This window comes from Nocardia sp. NPDC050378, from assembly GCF_040655675.1.
Classification (GTDB): Bacteria; Actinomycetota; Actinomycetes; order Mycobacteriales; family Mycobacteriaceae; genus Nocardia; species Nocardia coubleae.
This window is the reverse complement of sequence record NZ_JBFAKI010000011.1, coordinates 91,638-114,085: the sequence shown is the minus strand read 5'-3', so window position 1 is coordinate 114,085 and position 22,448 is coordinate 91,638. Positions and strand designations below refer to the sequence as shown.

Sequence of the window (22,448 nt, the reverse complement as noted above, 5' to 3'; positions counted from 1 at the left end):
CCTCTCTCTTCTTTGCTTTGTGCAGTTTTCCTCCCTCGTCAAGGCCATGTCCCAGCACATGTAGCTGCCGGTATGACACTCTTGACTTCACACAGATCCCCTAACGGAGGCTGCCATGGCAAAGCGGTATCGGGTGACAATCGTCGCGGAGTTCGAAGTTCACGATGAACAAGCGCTGACCGACTCGGTCCAACTCTTTATCCGGGATCAATTGAACGAGCTCGATGAGTTTCCCACGGAGATGTCCGTCGACGGTGCGCTTAGGATTGCGCTCGCCGAACCTCTGCTATCGCTGCAGATGTACCCTCCAGCAGGCACCCGGCATATCACCAGCGGGTTCAGCGACGTGCAGAGGGTCGATTAGGCGATTCTCGCCTAGGTTAAATGGCTATCAGGGCGTGTTAAAGAATCCGCGCGAGGACGTAAGGGCACCCCTTGCTTGCTCGGCAGAAAGTTCACCAGCATCGACTCGTTTCGCCATCGTGAACAGGTCACGAGTATCGATTACGAGCCCACCCTCCTCAGCGAAGATCTGAACATCCTTACTGTGGTTACGCATAAGCGGACGCCGCTCGCTCGGGTTGCGATATCTAAACTGATTGACCACATACCACTTTGCCGCAGGCATCCGCCCTTCGCTCAGCGCATACCTGGCGGCGAACCGTTCAATCTTCTGAAGATCGCTGGGCTTACCGCCGCTTGAGTAGCCTTTCACTTCAACAATCGCGGTAAGGCCATCGCCCCACGACACTCGAAGGTCCTCGAGCTTCTCGCGCCGCCCGTCTTCTTGATCCATGTTGCGCACCGAGAATCCCCACTGCGTGAGCAGATCCGCCAGTCGATCAACGAGAGCGTCATCTGTTCCGGTGAGCAGCATGCGCTCCCTCGTATCTGCCGCCTCACGCGCCAACACGACCTGCTCCTCCTTCGCGCGAACTTTCTGCGCCATCTCATCTGCGACGCGACACTCCTCAGCGCGGGCGTCTTCGAGTGCCGCACAGACTTCCAACTCTCCGAAGGTCATCCAGGTTGGATCCGAAGTCCAATCGGGCTCGGCCGGAAAAATGTCGGGCTCAGCCTTCGACCACTCCACGTACGCTGCACGCAGCCACGGTGTGAAGGCGTCGATTGCATTGTCCGGCAGGTACAGGCACTCAGAAGGCCCCTCCCCGGGAAAGTACCGCATTGCGATGATCCCACCATCCAAGTCTCGAACTAGCGGGACTACCTCGTCTGAAATGTTATTCGTTTCTTCGAATGCCGAGTTCACAGTAAACGCTGAGCGCGGAAGTGGGAGGGCCTGGATGCCCGGAACAAGTGCCGTACGAACAAGTTCCCTCCATGACGCAGCAACACTATCCGGGATCTCCAGCTCCTCACCGAGGCTGAGAGCCTCGTAGAAGCGTGCTGTAGACACAGCCTTACCCTTAGACGTTTCCCGCGTCCTCTGCCATTCCCCGATAGGCGTTCCGCCGATCTGGATATGCCGGATTCCCGACAGCGACCGAAGGTCGAAATCTGGTGGGTCGTCGAGCGATACAATCACGTCCCAGCTCTTCACACGAACGGTAGGCATCTCTGCGAAGTAGCCGACGCGCCCAGACATTTTCTCGATACCCTCTGCGTATGGGTGCGAGCGGTCGAACCCGCACACCAGGACACGCGGGCGCTCGCTCTCCGCAAAAATGACCACTCACGAAATTTACTCCACACCGACGCCAGCCTGCGGTCGCCGGCCGATCCGGTGGCCCATCGCGGTCCCCGCGTAGCGTCAGACGGCACGGACTCTACCGGCTGAGCCCAACCACTTCCTTGTGGTCCTCACTGCCACGTCGCTGTCGGCGGCGCGCTGCGCTAGTTCACCTCGTGCGCGCGGCCGCGTCAGCAACCGCACCGCCGCACCCGAACGACCTGGCGCAGCTACGCGTCCTGATCCGCAGCCGCTCGCCCTGACGCAATTGCCCGCCCGACTACGTCGAGATGCAACGGGCGCTCCCCCACCCAGCCACGGCCCCAAGCCGTCCCCCTCTGTTGTGGTCTTCTCTTCCTCTCTTCTCTTCCCACTCTCACTTCTTCTTTTTCTTTCTCTTCTTTCTTTGTTTTGTGTTGTTTTCCTCCCTCCCTGGGTATCACTCTCTCAGCAAAGCGAGAGAGTGATACCCAGGGGAGGGAGGAAGGCAGCGCAAAACACCCCAGCTCAGCTGGGGTATCGGGCAAGGTCGTCCGGGACTTGTCCGGGACTCGGTAGGTCCGCACGCATTGCCTCTTCGTGTTCGCGCTGCATGTCAGCGGCTCCTTTCGATTCCGTTGTGGCCGTCGGTGATCGGGTTGGGCATGGACTGGGTCGGGTTGGCCTCGGCGGCGACCCGCTCGGGGCTGCCGAACCGTTCGCGCTTCGGTGTCTGCTGTGCCAACTTGGCCACGGCCTGATCGCGCTGGGCTTTGAACTGGTCGCGCTCGGCGGGCCGATACACCGCCAGCGTGTACTCGCTGCGACCGGGCGGGGGGCCAAGCCCAGGTCATCCAGACCGTGCATCCGACCGGACGCGATGGTTCACATGCACTGTGCTGGATCAAAACGTCTGATGCGAAGCAGAGATTCGCAGGTCAGAGAGGTAAAGTGGGGCGGGTGGGGCTCGAACCCACGACCAGCGGATTATGAGTCCGCGGCTCTAACCGACTGAGCTACCGCCCCTGACCGCGGTCTCCGCGGGCGAGTCGCATGGTACCCGGTGGGTTGCGAGATTGACCACTCGTGCGGGGATGGCGGACCGGTCCGGTCAGGACCGGTCCGCCTTCTCCCGTTCGGTGCGTGCGCGATCCAGACGGTCGCGTTGCTTGACACTTCCCCCTGGGCTGCTGGCGAGTTTGATGACTCCGATCACCAACAACAAGACCGCGACTGTCACCCCGGCGACAATTATTCCCTGCACATATTGAACTTAACGTGTATTCCGTTGCGCCGCAGGGTAAGTTACACTGTCGCGCCGATCGTCAATACGGTACGTCCGAGGGCGGAACGGTCCTCGATGACGGCATGCGCCCGGCGCACCTCCTCGAGCGGAAATGCCTGGCCAACCACCACTTCCAGCTCACCGGCGGCCACTGCCGACTGCGCGCGGCGGGCGATGGACTGCCAGTCGATTTCGCCGCCGACGATGTCGAACAGGCCGCGGATCGTGACGTGACGCACACTCGCCGCCTCGGTATCGCCGTTGGCGAACTCGCCTGCGGCCGAGCCGTATCCGAGGAACAAGCCGCCGTCGGCGGTGGCGGTCAGCGCGCGACCACCGATGTCACCGCCCGCACCGTCGAAGACCACCGCCGCTCCCCCGCCGGTGATCTCGCGAACCCGCTCCGCCCAGCCGCCGGAGGAATAGTCGACAACAGCGGTCGCACCCAGTCGCTGTGCGAGAGCCAGCTTTTCGGTTCCACGGGCGGCCGCGACGACTTTCGCACCGGCCGCCGCGGACAACTGGGTGAGCAGTGTGCCGAGGCCACCGGCCGCCGCGGTGATGAGAACCCACGAATCCGGTTGCACCCCGGCATGTTCGAAGACCGCCAGCGAGGTGCGGCCGTCGTGGGCCAGCGCGACCGCCTGCACGGTGCTGAGCCCGTCGACGATCTCAACCAGCGTGGCCGCCCGTGCGAGCGCCTGCTCGGCGTACCCGCCGATGGGCAGGCCGCCACCGATGCCGCTGGCCGCCGTCTGAGTGACGACGCGCTTGCCGACCCACGCGGGGTCGACCTCCGCGCCGACCGCACGCACCACACCGCCGATCGCGCCGCCGGGAATGTACGGCAGGCTCAACGGGAAGAAGTCCTGTCCCCAGCCCGCCCGCAGCCGGGTATCGAGGAACATCACGTCGGCCACGTCGACATCGATGAGCACCTCACCCGGACCGGGCCGCGGCGCGGACAATTCGCGCACCTCGAGCACATCGACTCCGCCGAATTCCTTGACCTGCACTGCACGCATCGCGACTCCTTGTGGTGTTCACCGGGACACCACAAGCTTCGAACCTGAAGCAAAGTTCAGGTCAAGGTGCTGAGACCGCTGTCACATATCGCACTGTCGACCCGCACCGGACGACAGCCGGCGCTCGACCCCGCGGCGGCCTGCGCACCGCCCGCCGCTAACTTCCGCCGCCACAACTACTGCTGCTTCCACCGCCACAACTGCTGCTACTACCGCCACCGCAGCTGCTACTGCTTCCGCCACCGCAGCCACTGCTGCTTCCCCCACTGCATCCGCTGCTGCTGCCACCGCCGCAGCCGCTACCCCCGGAACCCACATCCCCAGGCCAGCCGGCCGAACACCCCGACCCACTGTTCGTCCACGTCTGACCAGGCGTCCCATCGAAGAACCCCGTCGCACCGGCCGCCCCGGCGACCCAGCGCGGGTCGTGGGGGTTGATCGGGGGCGGGCTCAGCTTCCGCACGAGCACGACCACCGTCGTCACCACCAGCCCGATGCCGGCGGCGAGGAAGAACAGGACGATCAGGACGGTCATATGTGCAGGCTAACCCGCCGGAATGTTCCCGGCAGCCCTACGCCCAGGGGCCTTACAGTGAAGCATGGCCATCACGATCCCCGGACTTCGTCGGCGACCGGTCGATCTGGCGACGGTCGATCGGACCGTCGCCGACCTCGATTTCCCCGACGCGATCTTCAAGACCTGCCCCTGGCAGCCGCGCGATCTGGTGGAAACCGGTCTGCGCCAATGGTTGCGGTGTTGCGGTGCCGCGCTGCGCGATGATCAGGTGATCGGTATGCCCTCGCACGCGGTCGACGAGGCCTGGCACGGTTTCATCCTGTGCACCCAGCTCTACGCCCGGTTCTGCGATCGGGCCTACGGCCGGTTCCTGCACCACTTCCCCGACGGCGTCGCCGCGGACACACCGACCGACGCCGGCCCGATGCTCGAACAGCTCGGGCGAACGGTGGTCGCGTGGTCGATGGTCGCGGCACCGGGCGAGCCGTGCGTGCTGTGGGATCTCGACCGGCGGGTCGGTGTGGAGAACCCGTGGGGTGTGGACGCCCGGCACGTCGCCGCCGTGGAGCGGCAACTGCACCGGGCGTGAGTCCTACTCGACCAGTTTCATCCGGCGCGCCGCGAAACGCACCGCGCCGGGTGCGATCCGGTTCACCCGGTACTGCAGCCACGATTCCGGGGTCACCGGCACGATGTCACGGCGCTCGCGCACGGCACGCACGATCTGGTCGGCCACCTTGTCCGGGGTGTAGCCGCGCCGTTCGTAGAGCTTGTCGAACTTGCGCTGGGTAGCGGCTTCCACGTCGGCCGAGACACCCGAGATACGGGTGGTGGCAACGATATTGGTGTGCACGATGCCGGGGCAGACGGTGGACACGGAGATTCCGCGATCGGCCAGTTCCGCACGCAGGCAGTCGGAGAACATGAACACCGCCGACTTACTCGTCGCGTACGCACTCATATCGCGTTGCGGGCTGTAGGCGGCCATGCTCGACAGGTTCACGATGTGCCCGCCGAGTCCGCGTTCGGCCATGGCCGATCCGAAGGCGCGGCAGCCGTTCACCACGCCGCCGAGATTGATCCGCAGCACCCGGTCGAACTCCTCGGCGGGGGTGGCGAGGAATCCGCCCGCCTGTCCGACACCGGCGTTGTTGACCAGGACGTCGGGCACACCGTGCGCCGCGATCACCGTGTCGGCATGTGCCCGCACCGCCTCCGCATCGGAAACGTCCAGCGGATAGGCATGCGCGACACCACCTTCGGCGGCGACCAGTTCGGCGGTGCGTTTGGCCGCGAGCTCGTCGATGTCGGACAGCACCACCTCGGCGCCGAGGCGGGCGAAAGCGAGCGCGGTCTCGCGGCCGATGCCACTGCCCGCACCGGTGACGACTACGAGGTGATCGTCGAATTCCCGCCGGGTACGGCCCACTTCGGCCCGCGCCAGCCCGCGCGAGACACCGGCCCCGCCGAGCGCGTCGATCAGTTCGGTGGTCGCGGTGGCCAGCAGTTCGGGATGGGAGAACGGCATCCAGTGCCCGGCGGGCACATCGCGCCGCCACAGCCGGTCGGTCCACTTGCGTGCGTCGTCGTAGCCGGCCGGGCGCACCGCGACATCGCGGCCCGCGACGATGAGCTGCACCGGAACCCGGGTGCGGCGCTCGCGCGGTTCGAGCATGCGCTGCACGATGTTGGCGCGGTAGATGAGCAGCCCGTCGACCATGTCGCGACGGAAGGTCGGGCCGAGCTTCACGTTCGCGGCAGGCGTGTCGTTCATGATGGAAACCACACGCTGCCACAGCTTTTCGGTGCCTATCGCGTTGAACGTCACGCGCGGGAGGCCCGGAGTCATGAAGAAGAACGTGTACGCCGAGGACGCCAGCTGGGTCAGCGGCTGCCACACATTGCGCGGGGTGGGGCGCGAGAGCCGATCACGCACCCAGGCGGCCAGGTGGTCGAGATTGGGGCCCGACACGGAGGTGAACGAGGCGACCCGCTCGGCGGCCCGCGGTTCGCACACCGCCTCCCAGACCTGCACCGAACCCCAGTCGTGGGCGAGTACGTGCACGGGACGGTCGGGGCTCACCGCGTCGATCACGGCGTAGAAGTCGCGGGCGAGCTCGTCGAGCCGGAAGTCGGCGGTGCGCTGGGTTCGCGTGGAGGCGCCGTGGCCTCTCGTGTCGTAGGCCACCACGTGGAAGCGGTCGGCGAGCAGGGGAATCACCTTGTCCCACAGGTGATGGGTGTCGGGCCAGCCGTGCACCAGCACCAGGGTCTCGGCGGCGGGGTCACCGTATTCGAACACCGCGATGTCGAAGGCGCCATTGCGCACGACGCGCTCGTTGGCCGGGTCGATGGTCATACTTTCGGACTCCTCGTGTGGGGTAGGTCGCGCAACCGGGCTCACAGGTCGAGCACCAAACGCTCACCGCGGGAACGGGATACGCAGGCGAGCATGTCGCCTGCGGCGTGGTCGGTCTCGGAGAGCACGCTCTCACGGTGGTCGGGTTCGCCGCCGCGCACGCGGACCACGCAGGTGCGACAGAAGCCCTGCCTGCACGAGTACGGCTGGTCGGGGCGGACGGTCAGGATGGTGTCGAGCACCGTTCGATCGGCGGGGACGGTGAGGACTTCGCCGGTGGAGGCCAGTTCGATCTCGAACGGTTCTCCGTCGACGATCGGCGGCGGAGAGAACCGTTCGTAGTGCAGTTCCACCTGCGGCATCTCGCGCACCGCACCGACGACGGCCGAGGTCATCGGGGTGGGACCGCACGCGTAGATCGCAGTGCCTGGTCCGACACCCGGCAGCAGATCGGTCGCGCTGGGCAGGCCGTGTTCGTCGTCGGTGCGCACGATCACGTGCGGGCCGAAGGCCTCGAGCTCGTCGAGGAACGGGATCGTCGCCCGGCTGCGCCCGCTGTAGACCAGCGACCAGTCCACACCGAGACGGTGCGCGAGCCGGGCCATCGGCAGGATCGGGGTGATGCCGATGCCACCGGCGACGAAATGCAGACGCTGTGCGGGCGAACCGTGCCCTGGCACCACGAACGGGAACGCGTTGCGTGGTCCACGCACCATCAGCGTGCTGCCCACCGGCAGTTCGTCGTGCACCTCCACCGAGCCGCCTCCGCCGTCGGGAATCCGGCGCACCGCGATCCGGTAGGCGTGCGCGTCGGCGGGATCACCGCACAGCGAGTACTGACGCAACCGGCCCGAGGGCAGTTCGAGGTCCAGATGAGCGCCGGGACGCCAGCGCGGCAGCACCCGCCCCGCGGGCGACTCGAGGCGCAGGCTCACCACGTCCTGGTCGTGCGCCTCGATCCGGCGTTCGGTGACGACCACCGGCAGCCGGTGGTCGTCGGCACGCGAGCGCGGATCGCGGCGGTTCACCAGCGCGCTCCACCGCAGCCGGAAGGTCGCGATCGTGTCGATCACCCGCACCCCCGGATCGTGCCGATGCTTGCCGTACAGGTCGCCGGGGATGTCGCGGACGGTCATGACGCGGCCGCGCGTGCGCCGGGCGAGGCGGCGAGGTAGGCCAGCGCCTGCGCGGTCGAGCCGACCTTCTCCGGGTTGTACCCCGGCTGGAAGGTCGACAACGCGCTCACCAGCAGCGACGGCACACCGGGAATCGCGCCACGCCACATCGCGCCGAGCACACCGGCGATCAGCCTCGGGTAGCGGTAGTCGGGCAGCCCTGGATCCTGGTGCACCAGGAAGCGCGTGCCACGTACGAGCAGGACGATGAAGATGGGGAACACCAGCGTCATCGTCGCGCAGCGGCGCAGGTAGCCGACGCCGAAGTACTCGGCCACGTCATGGGCGACATTGCGATGCTCCACCTCCTCGGCACCGTGCCATCGGAACAGGTCGGCCATGCGGGGGTCGGCGCCGAATTTCTCCAGGTCGGCATTGAGCACCCAGTCTCCGAGCCAGGCGAAGAAGTGCTCGAGGCAGGCGATGAACGCCAGCCGTTCCACCAGCATCTGCTTGCCCGCGCGCCCCTCGCCGCGCTTGCCGAGCGTCACCCGGAACAGGTATTCCATCTGCCGCTCGTACGGCCCGGTGTCGACGCCGTTGGCGGCGAGCATGTCGACGAGCACCTTGGCGTGGGTTTCCGCGTGCATGGATTCCTGGCCGATGAAGCCGAGCATGTCCTCGCGCAGCTTCTCGTCCTCGACGTAGGCCAGCGCCTCGCGGTAGGTGGCGATGAACATGCGCTCACCCTCGGGCAGCAGCATGTTGAGTGCGCAGATCAGATGGCCCCCGACGGGTTCCGCGGGCATCCACTGCAGCGGGACGCCGGACCAGTCGAAGGTGACATTGCGCGCGTGCAGCGCGACCGCTCCCGGATCGACGTCCGGTCGGGTGGCACTCCAGCGAAGTAACTTCATCGGTACTCCTCGATCACCGCATGATCGTTGTGCGCCCGGAGCGCGGCGGTGCGCTCGCGGGTGGTTCTGATCGTACAACTATCTCGTACTCAACGTAACACCAAAATCCTTCATCCGTGTATCGATTCACGAAGCAATCGATCGCCGAGTTATTGCTAACGGCTATCTGGGTATCCTCGATATAGGCGAATAGAAGCCAGGCTTCCGCGCATTACCAGCCGCTATGCTGCACAGCCCCCCGCAGCTGCTGACTGGTAGCTGGCCAGGTGCACAGGTGAAGGAGGTGAGCAACATGGTCATCGATTTCTTTCAGTGGTTGGCTACTGTGATCTTCGAATTCTTCGTCTGATCAACAGGTGGAATCACGATGGCGCCCACGTCGGTGGACGCCATCGTTACGTTGAGCGCCCCCTTGTTTCCCTCGCCCATCACCGGGTAGGTCGCAGGCAGAACGCCCACCACCCAGGAGGTGCAGACTCATGCCGCAGCAAGCGTGGAGCGACAAACGCGAACGTCAGTACAAGGACATCAAGAAATCCGAGCGTGCGCGGGGTCGCAGTGAGGACCGCGCAGAGGAGATCGCCGCCCGCACCGTGAACAAGACCCGCGCCCAGCACGGCGAGACCAAGTCGGGTGGGTCGTCGTCCGGCGGGAAATCCGGTGGCAAGTCCAGTGGCACCTCCCGTCGCGGCGGCCAGCAGGCCAAGGGCAGTGGCAAGACGCGCGACGAACTGTACGAAGAGGCCCGCCGCCGCAATATCGACGGCCGCTCCAAGATGAACAAGCAGGAACTGGCCAACGCCCTCGGACGCCACTGACCCGGAGAGGTTCGCCATGCAGATCGGATTCAAATTGGCGGCCGAGGCCTTCGACCCGAACGAACTGATCCGCCAGGCCGTTCGGGCCGAGTCCGTCGGCTTCGATTTCGTCGAGATCAGCGATCACTTCCATCCGTGGCTGGACAATCAGGGCCATTCACCCTTCGCCTGGTCGGTGCTCGGCGCGATCGCCGCGCGCACCGACCGCCTCGAGCTCGCGACCGGCGTGACCTGCCCGATCATCCGCTACCACCCCGCGATCATCGCCCAGGCCGCCGCCACCACAGCGCTGCTCTCCGACGGCCGCTTCACCCTCGGGATCGGGTCCGGTGAGCGGCTCAACGAGCACGTGGTCGGCCAGGAATTCCCGCCGGTGCTGGTTCGGCAGCGGATGTTGCGCGAGGCGCTCGAGATCATCCGCCTGCTGTGGCGCGGCGGCTACCGCAATTACGACGGTCGCTACCTGTCGCTGTCGGACGCGCGGGTCTTCGATCTGCCGGACACACCGCCGAAGATCGCCGTCGCGGCGGGTGGTCCACGTGCGGCCGAGATCGCCGCCGAACTCGGCGACGGCCTGTTCGCCACCGAACCCGACCCCGATCTGGTGCGCACCTATCGGGACTCCGGCGGTATGGGGCCACGCTACGTGGAGGTCGGTGTCGCCTTCGATCCCGACGAGCGCAAGGCCGCCGAGGCCGCGCTGTCGACGAATCGGTGGATGACCGGTGGCTGGAAAGTGATGAGCGAGTTGCCGAATCCGGTGAACTTCGCCGCCGCGTCGACCACCGTGCGAGTAGACGACATGCTCGAGGCGATGGTCTGCGGTAACGACCCCAAACGCTATGTCGAGGCTGTCCGCAAGGCCACCGACGCCGGCTTCGACCGGGTGGTGCTGATGAACGCGGGCCCGGATGTCGACGCGTTCCTCGATTTCTACAGCAGCGAACTCCAACCGCTGTTGCGCGCGGAGGGCTGACTCGGCGATGCCCCTGCGGATAGGTACCTCCGGCTGGCAATACCGTGATTGGCGCGGTGTGCTCTATCCGCAGGGGCTGCCGATGCGAAGCTGGCTCGAGCACTTCGCGCAAGCCTTCGCGACGGTGGAATCCAACAACGCCTTCTACCGGCTGCCGAGCCGGGAAAACTTCGCCGCGTGGCGCGAGCGCACGCCCGCGGATTTCGTTGTCGCGGTGAAGGCCAGCCGGTTCCTCACCCACATCAAACGATTACGCGAGCCGGAGGAACCGGTGCAGCGTCTGCTCGATCGGGCCGAGGGCCTCGGCGACCGGCTCGGCCCGATCCTGTTGCAACTGCCACCCACCCTGCGCGCCGACGCGGGCCTGCTCGACGACTGTCTGCGCTGTTTCCCATCCTCGGTGCGGGTGGCGGTGGAACCCAGACACGAGTCGTGGTGGACCGACGAGATCCGCGATGTCCTGTGTGCACGCGGAGCCGCGCTGTCCTGGGCGGATCGTGATTCACGGCCGGTGACCCCGCTGTGGCGCACCACCGACTGGGCGTATCTCCGACTGCACGCCGGTCGCGCCGACCCACCACCGCACTACGGCAGGCAGGCCTTGAACGGCTGGGTGCACCGTCTGCTCGACACCTTCCCGGCCGCCGCCGACTGCTACGTCTACTTCAACAACGATCCCGGCGGGGCGGCCGTGCGCGACGCCGTCACCTTCGCCTACTTGGCCGAGGGTGCGGGCGCCGAGGTGACCCGCGTGCCGGACCTGTCCACCCAGCGAGCCGCCTCATGACCACGACCAAGTACCCCGGCGCGGCCGAGTACGTGCCGGGCACCGACGACCTGGCCACCCTCGCGGCCGCCGCCGACGCCTGCCATGGCTGCGACCTCTATCGCGACGCCACCCAGACGGTGTTCGGTGAGGGCGCACCGCACGCGAGCACCGTCCTGATCGGTGAACAACCCGGCAACGAGGAAGACCTCGACGGGCACCCGTTCGTCGGACCGGCCGGGCGACTGCTCAATCGGGCCCTCGACGACATCGGCGTCGACCGGAAATCGCTCTACCTCACGAACGCGGTGAAGCACTTCCGCTTCGAGCAGCGCGGCAAACGACGCATCCATCAGCAACCCCGGCGCACCGAGATCGTCGCCTGCGCGCCCTGGCTCACCCGCGAATTGGACCTAATCGCACCGGAACTCGTGATCTGCCTCGGCGCCATCGCCACGCAATCGGTGCTCGGCCCGAAGGCCAAGGTCACCGAATTGCGTGGCCGCACGGTCGAACTCGAACATTTCCGGGTCGGGGCGACGGTGCACCCGTCCTCGGTGCTGCGGGCGACCGACCGCACCCAGGCCTACGCCGAGTTCGTCGACGACCTGACCCACCTGTTCGAGCGGGCCTGATCACCAGCCGGGATCGACATCCATCGGCACATTGATCCAGCTCGGCCGCGACGGGTCGAGCTCGAGGTGCTGGGTCCGCAGGCCGCTCTCGTTCAGCAACGGCCGCAGCGGGATCGCGCTGGGGAAGTTGCCCGCGAACACGTCGACCCGCAGGCGGTGCCCCGGCAACAGCACACCGTCGGTGGCGCGGATGCCGATCTCGATAGTCGTCGGCTCACCCGGCACCGTCGGCTGACGGGTGTCCAGCGTGAGGATGGGGTACGGGTCGGTGTAGTCGCCGTTGGGCGAACGGGTGGACTTGGCCTCGTCGATCGCCCGCAGCGACGCCATCAGCTGACCCTGCGACCAGACCGTCGAACGTCCGTCCGGCGCCACATCATTGACGGTGACGGTCCAGTACCCGTCGGTGGTGTCGAGCACGGTGTTCAGGTGCGCGGCGATCGCCCCGGAGATCCGTGTCGGCTTGTCGACCGGCGCGGTGGTGAAGGTGAGCGCGGCGCCCTCGCTGATCCGGGCGTCCTTGGCGCACACATCGGGCAGCGGAACGAGTCCGGCGGTGCCCTGTGCGGCATCACGCGAACAGATCGTCGACAAACTCGGATCCACCGAAAGACGCTGCGCCCCGCCGGGAGCGGTGACCAGACTGCCGTCGTGACGGGCTCCGGGCGCGGTCCCCGACGACGCGGCATCCAGATACATCCGGCGGTACTCCATACCGGGGCGCGGGAACGCCACGTCGGTGGTCCACTGCTCGCTGCCCTGCTGCCACAGCGTCACCGGGTCGTACCGGTCGATGCCGTTGTCGATGCCCTTGAGCCACTTGTCGAACCACGCGCGCTGCAATGCCTCGAGCGGCGCGGGCGCACCCGGCTGACCGAGTCCCGAGCTCACGGTCACGTGGTACACGTTGCCCATGATGAGCTTCTTCTGCTCGGCGGGCACATCGAGCGCGTTGTAGATGCGCGGGGTCGAGTAGGTGAAGATGTCGTGCCAGCCGCCGTAGAGGAACGCGGGCACCTGAACCTTCTCCGGCTGACCGACCCACGCGGTGCGCAGCGCCGAATCGTCGTCGAGGATCGCCGACATCTCCGGCGGGATCTGCTCGACGGTCGGGGTGGTCAGGGCGGCGATGAGCACATTGAAGAAGGTGAACGGGTCACGCACCCGGTCGGCCAGCCATACCCAGTCGAACTTGCCCGCGAGGATCGAAACCATGTCGGGCAGCAACTTGGCGCCGTCGACCGCGAGCAGCCAGGCCGGGATGAAGCCGACACCGAGCGCGCCACCGGGCGCGGCGACATCGCGGATCAGGTCGCTACCGGGCACCACCGGGAAGATCGCCTTCAGCGCCTCGGGCTGACGCTGGGCGGTGTGCAGCTGGTTGATCCCCGAATAGGAGATGCCGCTCATCCCGATCTTGCCGTCGGACCAGCGCTGTTTCGCCGCCCAGTCCACCACTTCCACGCCGTCGAGCTGCTCGCGTTCACCGAACACCTGCCAGGTGCCCTGCGAGAACCCGGTGCCACGCACGTCGACGACCACCTGGGTGTAGCCACCGCGGATCAGGTTGCGGTCGACACCGAAGGTGCGCGCGGCGCCGCCGGGCAGCGCCTTCATCATGTCGCTGAGGCTGCTGAAGCCGAACGGCGAGAAGTCCAGGTTCTGCAGGACCGGCATCAGCAGGTCCGACAGGCCGGGCACCGCGAGCGCCGAGTCCGCGATGTTGGACACCAGCTTGGTGTAGGGCGTCATGTTGACGATCGTCGGCGTGGGCTCGGCGATGGGCTGACCGTCGGCACCGGCAGGGTGATAGACGTTGGCTTTCAATACCGTGCCATCGCTCATCGTGATGGGGACATCCCACTCGATGAAAACGTTGGGGTACTGCTGTGGCCCGGTATGGGTTGCCACGAACTGGGCATCGAGCCCCTCGGCGGCCGGGGCGGCCGAACCCATCGGCGCGGAGGCCACCGCACCTGCCAATACGACGACCGACGCCATCAGCGCCGTCAGTCGCCCACGATATTTGCCCATACCTCGACGTCAGCCCTCCCGCTATCGGGAACCGTATCGTTCCCGTACCGGAAAGTAACGTAGCCTGTGTCACACGCGATCGCAACGATGTGCTCTCCGCCGCCCGCCGACCAGCGTCATCACTCCGACCTGACACAATCACCCCTGTGACTGCGCCCGGATTCGACGCCGACGGTCGCCGGTACCGGGGCGCCGCTCCCGGGCAGCGCCAGCGGGAACGTCGCGCCCGCCTCATCGAGGCAGCCACCGAGGCCTTCGGCACCGAGGGCTACCGCAACACCACGGTGACCACGATCTGCGCGGCGGCCGGGGTCGGGAAGCGGTACTTCTACGAATCATTCAGCGACAGTGAGGATTTGCTGCTCGAGGTGTACCGCGAGATCGCGGCGCGGATGATCGAGTCGATCCACGCGGGCATCAGCACGGCCGACACCGATGTGACGACCCAGGTCCGGGTGGCGCTGGCCGCCTACTTCCAGCTCATCCACGACGACCCGCGCGTGCCGCGCATCGCCTTCTTCGAGATCCTCGGCGTGAGCCCCGCCGTCGACCGGGCTTACCGCGACGTGCTCGACGCGCTGGTCGACATTTGTCTCGCCCTGCTCACCCCACACGTCGACCACGAGGCCCACCCGGCGGTGAGCGTGCGCACGGTCCTGCTCGGCTTGGTCGGCGCCATCGTCATCATCGCCCAGCAGTGGGTGCTCTCGGACTACCGCCAGCCGATCGGCGATGTGGTCGACAGCGCGTGCCTGGTGGTCGGCGCGGTGCTGGAGCGCCTGAGTCCGTAGTGGCTCAGCTCAGGGCACCGTCAGCACGGCGAGTCCGACGAGAATATCGACCAGGCCGCAGAACTCGGCGAACGACCGGGCGACGGTGCGGTCTGGCGATGCCCGTAGTCCCACAGGCCGTGCGATCAGCCACCCGAAAGCGCTGTCCGGCAACCGGACTCGGTCCGGCTCAGTCGCCTTCCGCATGCCCCGCTCCGACATCGAGCACCTCCACTTGTCATTCCCGGCCGGGCGGTGGGCAACCGCACGACCTCCCCACATCGGGCCGTACAACAGTCTGCTCGCCTCCGCCTACATCGGTCGAGCGGAAAGCCGGTGGGTGGCCTCCGCCCGGGGGCGCAGATGTCGAGACCGAGCGCGATGGTGCCGCTTCGGTGTCGCACCGGTGGCTTTCAGCCGGATGAGATCGGTACCGGTGGCGAGGGGATGAACAGCGTGCGACCATCGCCTTCGCCGTATTGCCTTGTTCGGCAAAGCGAGCCGAGACTTGGGGCACGCCCGCACCCGTTTCGGTGTGCGATCCGGGCGAGCAGCCGAGCCGAAGGACCCGCGATGCCCTTTCTGCTGATCTCCGGCGTCTTCGTTGCCAAAGGCGCTGCGCCCGACGGTGATTCGGTACGGTTCCGGCCCGACGATCCGGCCCTGTGGGACCGGGTGGGCGGTCCGCACCGGGTCAAACGCAATTCCTCGGGTGCCGCGCAGTTGCGGCTGGACGGCATCGACTCCCTCGAGACGCATTACACGCCCCGTCACGGCACCCGTACGCATCAGCCGTTGCCGCTGGCACGCGCCGCGGCCGACGAGTTGCTGGCATGGCTCGGCTTCACCGGCGTGGTCCGCAACGACAGCGAGACCGTGACCAGCACCGACCAGGTCGAGGTGCCCGGTTTCATCCTCACCCGCGGCGCCGATCTGCACGGCCGGTGCGTGGCGTTCGCCGGTCGGGGGTCGGCACCGGACAGCTCCGGTGCCGAGATGTTCGTCGACGTGGCCCTGCTCCGGCTCACCGTCAACCACCACCAGTTGGCGACCGGCCTGGCCTATCCCACGTTCTATCGCAGCCTGTTCCCCGCCCTGCGCGCGGAGTTCACCGCGGTATCGGAGGCCGCGGCGGCCGGCTCGCTCGGTGTCTGGGCCGCCGACGCCACCACGACCGGGGCGGCCATCACCTCGCCGAGTTCCCTGTCCGACGACGTGGTCGTGCTGCCGAAGCTGTTCCGCCGCCTCGCCGACTACCTCGAGCTCGGCGACGGCGACCTCTCCCTCGACGGCTTCCCCGCCTTCCTCGCCCAGGCTGCCGACCGCTTCTTCATCATCTCCACCGGCCACTCCACCACCGGCCTGGACGCGATCACCGTGATCGACGGTTCGACGGTTCGTCTCACCCACCCGCCGACCGATCTGGTTTTCGACGAGAAGTAGCTGTTGCCCGGCGCTCGCATCGGGTATCCCACGGATATGACTACTCACGAGCAGCAGCAACTCGACGAGGTCATCGAACGGTTGACCATCCGGTACCCGAACATTCCCCCCGAAGAGATCACCGACATCGTCCGCGAGACGTATCAGCATTTCGGATCGGCACAGGTGCGCGACTTCGTTCCCCTGCTCGTCGAGCACCAGGTGAAGGACGAGCTCGGCACCCCCACCGGGGACATTCCGCCGATCCCGGATCGAATCGGGCGCGGGCCCGGCTAGCGTGGAGGCCACCACGCAAACTATTAGGAGGTCCGCATGCCTGCAACTGTGCGCGGTGTCGTCGCTCTCACGAAGAACGCGCCCGTGGAAACCGTCGACATCGTGATTCCCGACCCGGGACCGCACGATGTGGTGGTCCGGGTGCAGGCGTGCGGGGTGTGCCACACCGATCTGCACTACCGCGAGGGCGGGATCAACGACGAGTTCCCCTTCCTGCTCGGGCACGAGGCGGCAGGCGTCGTGGAATCGGTCGGCGAAGCGGTAACGCACGTGGCCGAGGGCGATTTCGTTGTTCTGAACTGGCGCGCGGTCTGTGGCGAGTGCCGAGCGTGTCGGCGTGGCCGCCCCTGGTACTGCTTCGACACGCACAACGCGAGCGTCCCGATGACGCTCGCCGACGGCACCCCGCTCACCCCGGCGCTGGGTATCGGCGCCTTCGCCGACAAGACGCTGGTGCATGAAAAACAGTGCACGCGAGTCGATCCCGGCACCGATCCGGCCGTCGCGGGCCTGCTCGGCTGCGGCGTGATGGCCGGTATCGGCGCCGCCATGAACACCGGTTCGGTCTCGCGCGGCGACAGCGTCGCCGTGATCGGGTGCGGCGGTGTGGGTGACGCCGCGATCGCCGGTGCGTACCTGGCGGGTGCGGGCACCATCATCGCGATCGACCGTGATGCGCGGAAACTGGAGTGGGCCAAGGAGTTCGGCGCCACCCACACCATCGATGCCACCAGCGGCGACGTAGTAGAGCAGATCAAAGATCTGACCGATGGTTTCGGTGCCGACGTGGTGATCGACGCGGTCGGCCGGCCGGAGACCTGGAAGCAGGCGTTCTACGGCCGCGACCTCGCGGGCACCGTAGTGCTCGTCGGCGTCCCGACCCCGGACATGAGCCTCGAGATGCCACTGATCGACCTGTTCTCGCACGGCGGGTCGCTGAAGTCGTCGTGGTACGGCGACTGCCTGCCCGAACGCGACTTCCCCATGCTCATCGACCTGTACCGGCAGGGCCGGTTGCCGCTGGACCGGTTCGTCACCGAACGCGTCGGCCTCGACGACGTCGAGGCGTCCTTCGCCGCCATGGGCGAGGGCCGGGTCCTGCGTTCGGTGGTGGTGTGGTGAGCGCGCGCATCGAAAAGGTCGTCACCTCCGGCACTTTCAGCCTCGACGGCGGCACCTGGGACGTCGACAACAACGTGTGGCTGATCGGCGACGACAGCGAGGTCGTCGTGGTCGACGCCGCCCATGATGCCGACGCCATCGCCGCCGCGGTCGGCAATCGGCACGTCACCGCGATCCTGTGCACGCACGGCCACAACGACCACGTCACCGTCGCGCCCGATCTGTCGGCCCGTCTCGACGCGCCGATCCTGCTGCACCCCGGCGACGATCCGCTGTGGCGGATGACCCACCCCGAGACGGAGTACCGCTCCCTGGCCGGCGTGGACCGAATCACCGTGGCCGGCACCGACATCGACCTGCTGCACACGCCCGGCCACTCCCCCGGCTCGGTGTCCCTGCACGCCCCCGACCTGGCCGCGCTCTTCACCGGCGACACGCTGTTCGCCGGCGGACCCGGCGCCACCGGCCGCTCGTTCTCCGATTTCGACACCATCATCGATTCGATCCGCGACCGGTTGCTCACCCTCCCCGAGGAGACCACGGTCCACACCGGCCACGGCGACACGACCACCATCGGAGCGGAGAAGCCCGCCCTGGCGGACTGGATCGCCCGCGGACACTGACTCGGGCCGGTGGTCCCCGGGTGATCCCGGGGACCACCGACCGCCTGCCGCCGAGGCCATCGCGGCGGTCGAGTCTCGGGCCTCGCCGCGACCGCCGCCGGTCCGGCGAGGTGAGTCGCTCCGGCGGCGGGCCGAATCAGCTGTGTGGCAGGGGCGCCACGTCCGCCACGGTGTAGTGGGCGCGACCGGGTGAGCAGGGGCTGTAGAGCGAGGACATGGTGGCCAGATCGCAGATTCCGCTGGTCAGCATCTGGAAAGGCGTGATGCCGAGCAGGACGATGAGACCGATCAGGTCGCCGTTCTGTGCCAGATAGACCGCCGACTGAGCGGCTGCCGAGCCGGCGTCGGCCGCGGACGAGCCGGTTCCCGAATCGGTGGCGATCGGTGCCGGTTGGGCGGCGGCGGTCGCCGTTGCGGTGAGTAGGCCGGTCGCGACGATCGCGGCGGCGGTGAGGCGAAGGGTGGTACGCATAATGCTCCTCGGAAAGTTCGGGTGAGTCAGCGCGGGAGAACGCTCATGTCGCGGTTCATCGTCGGGATCTCGATGCTGATCGGCATGCGCAATTCGGCCAGGTAGGTCAAGGCCGCTTTGCGCAGGAATTCGTCGAGCAGCCAGTAGGCGTCGGCCACCGGTGGAACCACACCGAGCACGCCCTCGCGCACGGCGATGAAAGGGCCCCAACTGAAGCGCAGCAACGGATCCCAGACCGGTTCGCGCGGGATACCGAGGCCGTCGGCGAACTTGTCGCCGAGCAGGAACCGGGTGAACGAGCCGAGCACCGGCTTGCTGAGCAGGGCCAGGTCGATATTCGCACCGAGGCTCAGCAGGCGGTCGGCCAGTTTGGCGCCCTCCGGCGTGGGGGCGAGGATCGGGTCGAGGATCTGTGCGGCTTGAGAATTGGCGGCCGGCCAGGATTTCGGAATGTACTCGTGGCGCACGCCGAGCATGTGCGCGGCGACCTGCCAGGAATGCAGGAACGCCTCCGACTCGTGCTGTGGGATGGGCACCCCCCAGTTGGTCAGGTGCTTCATGACCGTGGTCGGCAGGCTGTGCCAGGTGACCATGATGTCGTTCTGGCTGATCGGTATGTCCTCTTCGGCCGACTGCACCCAGTGCGGTGACTGCGGCAGCAGGTGGCGCACCGCCGCGTGGACCAATCGGGTCTTCACGCAGGTGATGATCATTTCGCCGTCAGGCGCGTAGGCGTTGTTGCTGCCGATGTCGTAGCCCAGTTTGGCGGTCTTGGAGATGCGGTCCTCGAGATCGTGTCCGCCCTTGGAGTAATAGACCGACCGCGCCTCCTTCGGGATGACGGTGCTCATCATCCCGCTCGCGAACCCGTACAGCACACCGAGATACAGCCCGCGCTTCTTGTTGAACTCGATCGCGGTGTTCAGTTTCCCGTAGTCCGTCCACTGCGGCATCCGCCGCGCGTACTCCATGAAATCCCGGAGTTCCGAGGGCAATCCGTCGGGCAGCGGCTGACCGTTGCGGGTCCAGGTGCGCAGTAGTTCGTTGACCCGCGGCACCTGCCCGCTCTCGATCAACCGCGCCACCACCGGGTCGGCCTCGGGATCCCACACCGTCAACGGGTCGACCCCCGACCCCGACCCGGCGACCGATTCCTCCGGCGACCAGGTCCACGGCTCCGCCCGCGCCGTCGTCGCCAACCCCAACGCCCCGAGGGCCCCGAGGACGCCACCAGCTTTCAGCGCATCGCGCCTGTTGAGTCCATCCATTGCGTCACTCCTCGTCGAGTACGAAGCACACCGCGACCGCAGGGAACGACCGATTCAGGTAGCCCGATCACGCGCGGAATGAGTATTAACTTAACAGCGACGAGGGAAGCTATACAGGTGTTTTGCCGATGACAGTCCGTAGCGCCCGATCCCTGGCCTCAGCGGGCTGTTTGGCCGTAACTTCTCCGAATGAAACCTGTTCCAGCCAGATTATCGACACTGTAGTCGTGCGCTACGACGGCCTTGCGCAGCGCAGTCGGTCGCTGAACGCAAGGCCGATGACCCTCACCATCGACAGAAACAGTCAGTCACATACGGCATTCTCGGCTGCGGAGCCGATCGGACGGACACGGACCGAGAGGCGGTGGCGTGCGGAATCGGGGTGTTACGAGGTTCCTGCCGGACGGCCTCCATGCCGAGTACCGAGCCGATGAAGACAATGGACTGTGCGGCATGGAATTTCACCCCAGGTCGCGGCGGTTCAGGATCGGACGGGCAGACCGTTCGGGTAGGCCCAGGCCAGTCGGGTGAGGACCAGCGCAGCCGCCATGAGGCCGAAGTCGCGCAGGGCGATGTCGCCGTAGCCGCCAACCATCAGCAGGTCGACGATGATCGCGCCCAGCCAGACCGCGACGAGCGGGGCACCGAGCCGGGGCAGCAGCAGGACCGCGATGCCCGCGACGATCTCGACCACGCCGACGATCTGCATGGCGGTGTTCGCATCACCGGGGGCGAGGGTGTCGAACGAGTCGGCGAGGTAGCGGGTCCAGTCGGCGGTGAGCAAGGTGATGAACTTGTCGAGGCCGAAAAGGATGGGCAGCACCCCGAATCCGAGCCGCAGCGCCCAGAAAGCCTGGTAGCCGGGGTCTTTGACGGAAACAGCGCGATCGGTGGCGGTCATGGTGTGCTCCTCGCAGTGGGCGCGGTCGAGCATCGGCCGCGCGGAATGTGGTTCGCAGTGTTTGTTGCGGCGGGCGCGTCGTGTCTTACCGCTCAGGACCTGTTCAGATCCTGGGTGAGCAGTTCGCGCAGCGTCTGCTCCTCCTCGGCGCACGCGCCGCATCCGGCCAGATGGGTGCGCATGACCGGATCGTCGTAGCCGGGATCGGCGAGGCGGCGCTCGACATAGACGTCGATGCGGTCGAAGCACTCGTCGCAGGAGAGGTAGGGGCTGGTGTCGGTCAACAGGGCGTCGATCACCGTGGGCGTCGGATCGGTCATCGGGTGCTCCGATCGGGACGGTTGTCGAGATGCCCGCTCGCGATCAGGGCGGCGCGCAGCTTCCGGCGGGCATCGTGGAGTGTCTTGTAGAGGGCGTTGCGGGTGCTGCCCAGCCGCTCGGCCAGCACGTCGATCGGCACCTGCTCCACCACCAGCGAGAGCAGAATGCGGCGTTGGTGCGGCGTGAGCTCGCGGGAAATGGCCGCTTCGAGCGCGCGGGCGAGGTCGGCGGCGCCGGCGAGGGCGTCCGGGGTGGGTGCGGGGTCGATGTGCCAGGCGAGGGCGTCGGGCAGCAAGATCTCACGGTGTCGCCATGCCTGCCTGCGCACGGCCACACCCGCGATGTTGACCCCGAATTTGTACGCCCAAGTGGTGAACCTGCTGCGCCCCTCGAACGTCGAGAGTCGTTGCAGGACAGCCACCACCGCATCATCGGCGCACTGCTGGGCGAGGTCTTCCAGTTCGGCGGCGCCCGCGCCGGGCAGCAGGTCACGCAATCGCCAGATCTGATGCCGGGTGGCGCGCAGCAACACCTCCCGCAACCGCCGCACGGCGTGCCGGCCTGCGGGTCCGTCGTCGACCAGGTCGGTGAGCCATTCCCGATCGGCGTCCGGCCGCGCCACCCCCGATGTGGTGGGCGGCAGCGTGCTCATCGCGGCTTCTCCGGCAACGGCGCCAGGATCCGCACCGCCAGCTCCGGCGCACAGCCCTGGTCGACGAGCTGCGACAACGCATGCACATCGACCTCGGGATCGGACGTCACCGTCTCAGCCAACCACGGCGGAAACCCCGACGCCACCAACCACCGGCTGCGCCATTCCCGAACCTCCCCGGGCACGCTGTCGAGGGCGGGCAACGCGGCCTGTGTGAGTTGAACAGTCATGCCATATGAGTGGCGTGCGATGCCGACTTCTTACCGGGGCGTCCGCACCACGACAACCCTTCATGGCGAAGGACCAACTGGGGCGCCGGGGGCGCGCCCACCACGTTTCCGAGCACGGCCATGTGCCGATGCTCGACGACCCGGACACGATCCTGCGCTACATCGATGCCACGGTCACCGCCGCGCCGTGGCTGCCCGACGAGCACGACAGCTGGGGGCGGCGTTCCTCGCGACGCCGGAGCACAACCGCCTGA

26 protein-coding genes and 1 tRNA gene are annotated in these 22,448 nt (G+C 67.0%); 12 read left to right on the top strand and 15 right to left on the bottom strand.

All coding sequences use genetic code 11. From position 1 onward, the window contains the following. Nucleotides 1-115: 115 nt before the first annotated feature. Entirely contained in the window at nucleotides 116-364 is a 249-nt protein-coding gene (locus AB0I35_RS23095; protein ID WP_357398255.1) for a hypothetical protein, read from the top strand. Nucleotides 365-391: 27 nt separating this feature from the next. Here AB0I35_RS23095 and AB0I35_RS23090 read toward each other — a convergent pair whose 3' ends face one another. The 4 genes from AB0I35_RS23090 to AB0I35_RS23075 form a co-directional block, all read right to left on the bottom strand. Continuing rightward, nucleotides 392-1,693 (bottom strand): hypothetical protein, encoded by a 1,302-nt coding sequence (locus tag AB0I35_RS23090; protein ID WP_357398254.1) that lies wholly within the window; start codon nucleotides 1,691-1,693, stop codon nucleotides 392-394. Nucleotides 1,694-2,285: 592 nt separating this feature from the next. Then, the gene (locus tag AB0I35_RS23085) at nucleotides 2,286-2,474 is read right to left on the bottom strand and encodes a hypothetical protein (protein WP_357398253.1); all 189 of its coding nucleotides are present in this window, start codon (nucleotides 2,472-2,474) and stop codon (nucleotides 2,286-2,288) included. A gap of 147 nt (nucleotides 2,475-2,621) precedes the next feature. Then, nucleotides 2,622-2,695 (bottom strand) — tRNA-Ile (locus AB0I35_RS23080). Nucleotides 2,696-2,974: 279 nt separating this feature from the next. Beyond that, entirely contained in the window at nucleotides 2,975-3,979 is a 1,005-nt protein-coding gene (locus AB0I35_RS23075) for a zinc-binding dehydrogenase (protein ID WP_357398252.1), read from the bottom strand. Nucleotides 3,980-4,578: 599 nt separating this feature from the next. Here AB0I35_RS23075 and AB0I35_RS23070 point away from each other — a divergent pair. Continuing rightward, nucleotides 4,579-5,085: a hypothetical protein gene (locus AB0I35_RS23070; protein WP_357398251.1), complete on the top strand. Its 507-nt coding sequence runs from the start codon at nucleotides 4,579-4,581 to the stop codon at nucleotides 5,083-5,085. Between the two features lie 3 nt (nucleotides 5,086-5,088). Here the strand turns inward: AB0I35_RS23070 and AB0I35_RS23065 are convergent, their stop codons facing one another. The 3 genes from AB0I35_RS23065 to AB0I35_RS23055 are packed head-to-tail and all read right to left on the bottom strand — an operon-like array spanning nucleotide 5,089 to nucleotide 8,887. Next, a complete protein-coding gene (locus AB0I35_RS23065) occupies nucleotides 5,089-6,855 on the bottom strand; it encodes an SDR family oxidoreductase (RefSeq protein ID WP_357398250.1) in 1,767 nt (588 codons plus the stop codon). Between the two features lie 41 nt (nucleotides 6,856-6,896). Then, entirely contained in the window at nucleotides 6,897-7,991 is a 1,095-nt protein-coding gene (locus AB0I35_RS23060) for a PDR/VanB family oxidoreductase (RefSeq protein ID WP_357398249.1), read from the bottom strand. Beyond that, entirely contained in the window at nucleotides 7,988-8,887 is a 900-nt protein-coding gene (locus AB0I35_RS23055; protein ID WP_357398248.1) for a metal-dependent hydrolase, read from the bottom strand. Before AB0I35_RS23055 ends, AB0I35_RS23060 begins: the two co-directional genes overlap by 4 nt. A gap of 479 nt (nucleotides 8,888-9,366) precedes the next feature. Here AB0I35_RS23055 and AB0I35_RS23050 point away from each other — a divergent pair, with 479 nt between their 5' ends. Genes AB0I35_RS23050 through AB0I35_RS23035 form a run of 4 tightly spaced genes read left to right on the top strand, consistent with a single transcriptional unit; the run spans nucleotide 9,367 to nucleotide 12,082 of the window. Next, entirely contained in the window at nucleotides 9,367-9,705 is a 339-nt protein-coding gene (locus AB0I35_RS23050; protein ID WP_357398247.1) for a plasmid stabilization protein, read from the top strand. Nucleotides 9,706-9,721: 16 nt separating this feature from the next. Beyond that, complete coding sequence (locus AB0I35_RS23045; RefSeq protein WP_357398245.1) at nucleotides 9,722-10,681, top strand: TIGR03557 family F420-dependent LLM class oxidoreductase; 960 nt, start codon at nucleotides 9,722-9,724, stop codon at nucleotides 10,679-10,681. Nucleotides 10,682-10,688: 7 nt separating this feature from the next. After that, nucleotides 10,689-11,468 (top strand): DUF72 domain-containing protein, encoded by a 780-nt coding sequence (locus tag AB0I35_RS23040; protein ID WP_357398244.1) that lies wholly within the window; start codon nucleotides 10,689-10,691, stop codon nucleotides 11,466-11,468. Next, entirely contained in the window at nucleotides 11,465-12,082 is a 618-nt protein-coding gene (locus AB0I35_RS23035; protein WP_357398243.1) for a UdgX family uracil-DNA binding protein, read from the top strand. The genes AB0I35_RS23040 and AB0I35_RS23035 overlap by 4 nt, the downstream gene beginning before the upstream one ends. Here the strand turns inward: AB0I35_RS23035 and AB0I35_RS23030 are convergent, their stop codons facing one another. Next, nucleotides 12,083-14,116, bottom strand: coding sequence for a CocE/NonD family hydrolase (locus AB0I35_RS23030; RefSeq protein WP_357398242.1), 2,034 nt, complete (start codon nucleotides 14,114-14,116; stop codon nucleotides 12,083-12,085). Nucleotides 14,117-14,262: 146 nt separating this feature from the next. Here AB0I35_RS23030 and AB0I35_RS23025 point away from each other — a divergent pair, with 146 nt between their 5' ends. Next, nucleotides 14,263-14,907 (top strand): TetR/AcrR family transcriptional regulator, encoded by a 645-nt coding sequence (locus tag AB0I35_RS23025; RefSeq protein WP_357398240.1) that lies wholly within the window; start codon nucleotides 14,263-14,265, stop codon nucleotides 14,905-14,907. A gap of 9 nt (nucleotides 14,908-14,916) precedes the next feature. Here AB0I35_RS23025 and AB0I35_RS23020 read toward each other — a convergent pair whose 3' ends face one another. After that, a complete protein-coding gene (locus AB0I35_RS23020; protein ID WP_357398239.1) occupies nucleotides 14,917-15,093 on the bottom strand; it encodes a hypothetical protein in 177 nt (58 codons plus the stop codon). A 366-nt stretch (nucleotides 15,094-15,459) separates the two neighbouring features. Here AB0I35_RS23020 and AB0I35_RS23015 point away from each other — a divergent pair, with 366 nt between their 5' ends. The 4 genes from AB0I35_RS23015 to AB0I35_RS23000 are packed head-to-tail and all read left to right on the top strand — an operon-like array spanning nucleotide 15,460 to nucleotide 18,350. Continuing rightward, nucleotides 15,460-16,329: a hypothetical protein gene (locus AB0I35_RS23015; protein WP_357398237.1), complete on the top strand. Its 870-nt coding sequence runs from the start codon at nucleotides 15,460-15,462 to the stop codon at nucleotides 16,327-16,329. A gap of 36 nt (nucleotides 16,330-16,365) precedes the next feature. Continuing rightward, nucleotides 16,366-16,605 (top strand): three-helix bundle dimerization domain-containing protein, encoded by a 240-nt coding sequence (locus AB0I35_RS23010; RefSeq protein WP_357398236.1) that lies wholly within the window; start codon nucleotides 16,366-16,368, stop codon nucleotides 16,603-16,605. Between the two features lie 36 nt (nucleotides 16,606-16,641). After that, nucleotides 16,642-17,727: an S-(hydroxymethyl)mycothiol dehydrogenase gene (locus AB0I35_RS23005; protein ID WP_357398234.1), complete on the top strand. Its 1,086-nt coding sequence runs from the start codon at nucleotides 16,642-16,644 to the stop codon at nucleotides 17,725-17,727. Then, a complete protein-coding gene (locus tag AB0I35_RS23000) occupies nucleotides 17,724-18,350 on the top strand; it encodes an MBL fold metallo-hydrolase (RefSeq protein ID WP_357398233.1) in 627 nt (208 codons plus the stop codon). Before AB0I35_RS23005 ends, AB0I35_RS23000 begins: the two co-directional genes overlap by 4 nt. Nucleotides 18,351-18,486: 136 nt before the next feature. Here AB0I35_RS23000 and AB0I35_RS22995 read toward each other — a convergent pair whose 3' ends face one another. From AB0I35_RS22995 to AB0I35_RS22970, 6 genes are all read right to left on the bottom strand, one after another. Next, entirely contained in the window at nucleotides 18,487-18,822 is a 336-nt protein-coding gene (locus AB0I35_RS22995) for a hypothetical protein (RefSeq protein ID WP_357398232.1), read from the bottom strand. A gap of 26 nt (nucleotides 18,823-18,848) precedes the next feature. Then, nucleotides 18,849-20,090 carry an oxygenase MpaB family protein gene (locus tag AB0I35_RS22990; RefSeq protein ID WP_357398231.1) on the bottom strand — a complete coding sequence of 414 codons (1,242 nt, stop codon included), beginning with the start codon at nucleotides 20,088-20,090 and terminating at the stop codon, nucleotides 18,849-18,851. Nucleotides 20,091-20,571: 481 nt separating this feature from the next. Next, a complete protein-coding gene (locus tag AB0I35_RS22985; RefSeq protein WP_357398230.1) occupies nucleotides 20,572-20,991 on the bottom strand; it encodes a hypothetical protein in 420 nt (139 codons plus the stop codon). Between the two features lie 92 nt (nucleotides 20,992-21,083). Continuing rightward, nucleotides 21,084-21,311 (bottom strand): hypothetical protein, encoded by a 228-nt coding sequence (locus AB0I35_RS22980; protein ID WP_357398229.1) that lies wholly within the window; start codon nucleotides 21,309-21,311, stop codon nucleotides 21,084-21,086. Beyond that, entirely contained in the window at nucleotides 21,308-21,964 is a 657-nt protein-coding gene (locus AB0I35_RS22975; protein ID WP_357398228.1) for a sigma-70 family RNA polymerase sigma factor, read from the bottom strand. The genes AB0I35_RS22980 and AB0I35_RS22975 overlap by 4 nt, the downstream gene beginning before the upstream one ends. Next, the gene (locus tag AB0I35_RS22970) at nucleotides 21,961-22,194 is read right to left on the bottom strand and encodes a hypothetical protein (RefSeq protein WP_357398227.1); all 234 of its coding nucleotides are present in this window, start codon (nucleotides 22,192-22,194) and stop codon (nucleotides 21,961-21,963) included. The genes AB0I35_RS22975 and AB0I35_RS22970 overlap by 4 nt, the downstream gene beginning before the upstream one ends. Nucleotides 22,195-22,256: 62 nt before the next feature. Here AB0I35_RS22970 and AB0I35_RS22965 point away from each other — a divergent pair, with 62 nt between their 5' ends. Beyond that, on the top strand, nucleotides 22,257-22,448 hold the full coding sequence (locus AB0I35_RS22965) for a hypothetical protein (protein ID WP_357398226.1): 192 nt from the start codon (nucleotides 22,257-22,259) through the stop codon (nucleotides 22,446-22,448).

Bases quoted from the DNA above. Each gene is read 5' to 3' on its own strand.
- AB0I35_RS23035 (WP_357398243.1), top strand. From the start codon at position 11,465: ATGACCACGACCAAGTACCCCGGCGCGGCCGAGTACGTGCCGGGCACC.
- AB0I35_RS23095 (WP_357398255.1), top strand. From the start codon at position 116: ATGGCAAAGCGGTATCGGGTGACAATCGTCGCGGAGTTCGAAGTTCAC.
- AB0I35_RS22965 (WP_357398226.1), top strand. From the start codon at position 22,257: ATGGCGAAGGACCAACTGGGGCGCCGGGGGCGCGCCCACCACGTTTCC.
- AB0I35_RS23065 (WP_357398250.1), bottom strand. From the start codon at position 6,855: ATGACCATCGACCCGGCCAACGAGCGCGTCGTGCGCAATGGCGCCTTC.
- AB0I35_RS23040 (WP_357398244.1), top strand. From the start codon at position 10,689: ATGCCCCTGCGGATAGGTACCTCCGGCTGGCAATACCGTGATTGGCGC.
- AB0I35_RS23005 (WP_357398234.1), top strand. From the start codon at position 16,642: ATGCCTGCAACTGTGCGCGGTGTCGTCGCTCTCACGAAGAACGCGCCC.
- AB0I35_RS23030 (WP_357398242.1), bottom strand. From the start codon at position 14,116: ATGGGCAAATATCGTGGGCGACTGACGGCGCTGATGGCGTCGGTCGTC.
- AB0I35_RS22980 (WP_357398229.1), bottom strand. From the start codon at position 21,311: ATGACCGATCCGACGCCCACGGTGATCGACGCCCTGTTGACCGACACC.
- AB0I35_RS23055 (WP_357398248.1), bottom strand. From the start codon at position 8,887: ATGAAGTTACTTCGCTGGAGTGCCACCCGACCGGACGTCGATCCGGGA.
- AB0I35_RS22975 (WP_357398228.1), bottom strand. From the start codon at position 21,964: ATGAGCACGCTGCCGCCCACCACATCGGGGGTGGCGCGGCCGGACGCC.
- AB0I35_RS23075 (WP_357398252.1), bottom strand. From the start codon at position 3,979: ATGCGTGCAGTGCAGGTCAAGGAATTCGGCGGAGTCGATGTGCTCGAG.
- AB0I35_RS23070 (WP_357398251.1), top strand. From the start codon at position 4,579: ATGGCCATCACGATCCCCGGACTTCGTCGGCGACCGGTCGATCTGGCG.
- AB0I35_RS23015 (WP_357398237.1), top strand. From the start codon at position 15,460: ATGCCCTTTCTGCTGATCTCCGGCGTCTTCGTTGCCAAAGGCGCTGCG.
- AB0I35_RS23010 (WP_357398236.1), top strand. From the start codon at position 16,366: ATGACTACTCACGAGCAGCAGCAACTCGACGAGGTCATCGAACGGTTG.
- AB0I35_RS23050 (WP_357398247.1), top strand. From the start codon at position 9,367: ATGCCGCAGCAAGCGTGGAGCGACAAACGCGAACGTCAGTACAAGGAC.
- AB0I35_RS22970 (WP_357398227.1), bottom strand. From the start codon at position 22,194: ATGACTGTTCAACTCACACAGGCCGCGTTGCCCGCCCTCGACAGCGTG.
- AB0I35_RS23020 (WP_357398239.1), bottom strand. From the start codon at position 15,093: ATGCGGAAGGCGACTGAGCCGGACCGAGTCCGGTTGCCGGACAGCGCT.
- AB0I35_RS22995 (WP_357398232.1), bottom strand. From the start codon at position 18,822: ATGCGTACCACCCTTCGCCTCACCGCCGCCGCGATCGTCGCGACCGGC.
- AB0I35_RS22990 (WP_357398231.1), bottom strand. From the start codon at position 20,090: ATGGATGGACTCAACAGGCGCGATGCGCTGAAAGCTGGTGGCGTCCTC.
- AB0I35_RS23045 (WP_357398245.1), top strand. From the start codon at position 9,722: ATGCAGATCGGATTCAAATTGGCGGCCGAGGCCTTCGACCCGAACGAA.
- AB0I35_RS22985 (WP_357398230.1), bottom strand. From the start codon at position 20,991: ATGACCGCCACCGATCGCGCTGTTTCCGTCAAAGACCCCGGCTACCAG.
- AB0I35_RS23060 (WP_357398249.1), bottom strand. From the start codon at position 7,991: ATGACCGTCCGCGACATCCCCGGCGACCTGTACGGCAAGCATCGGCAC.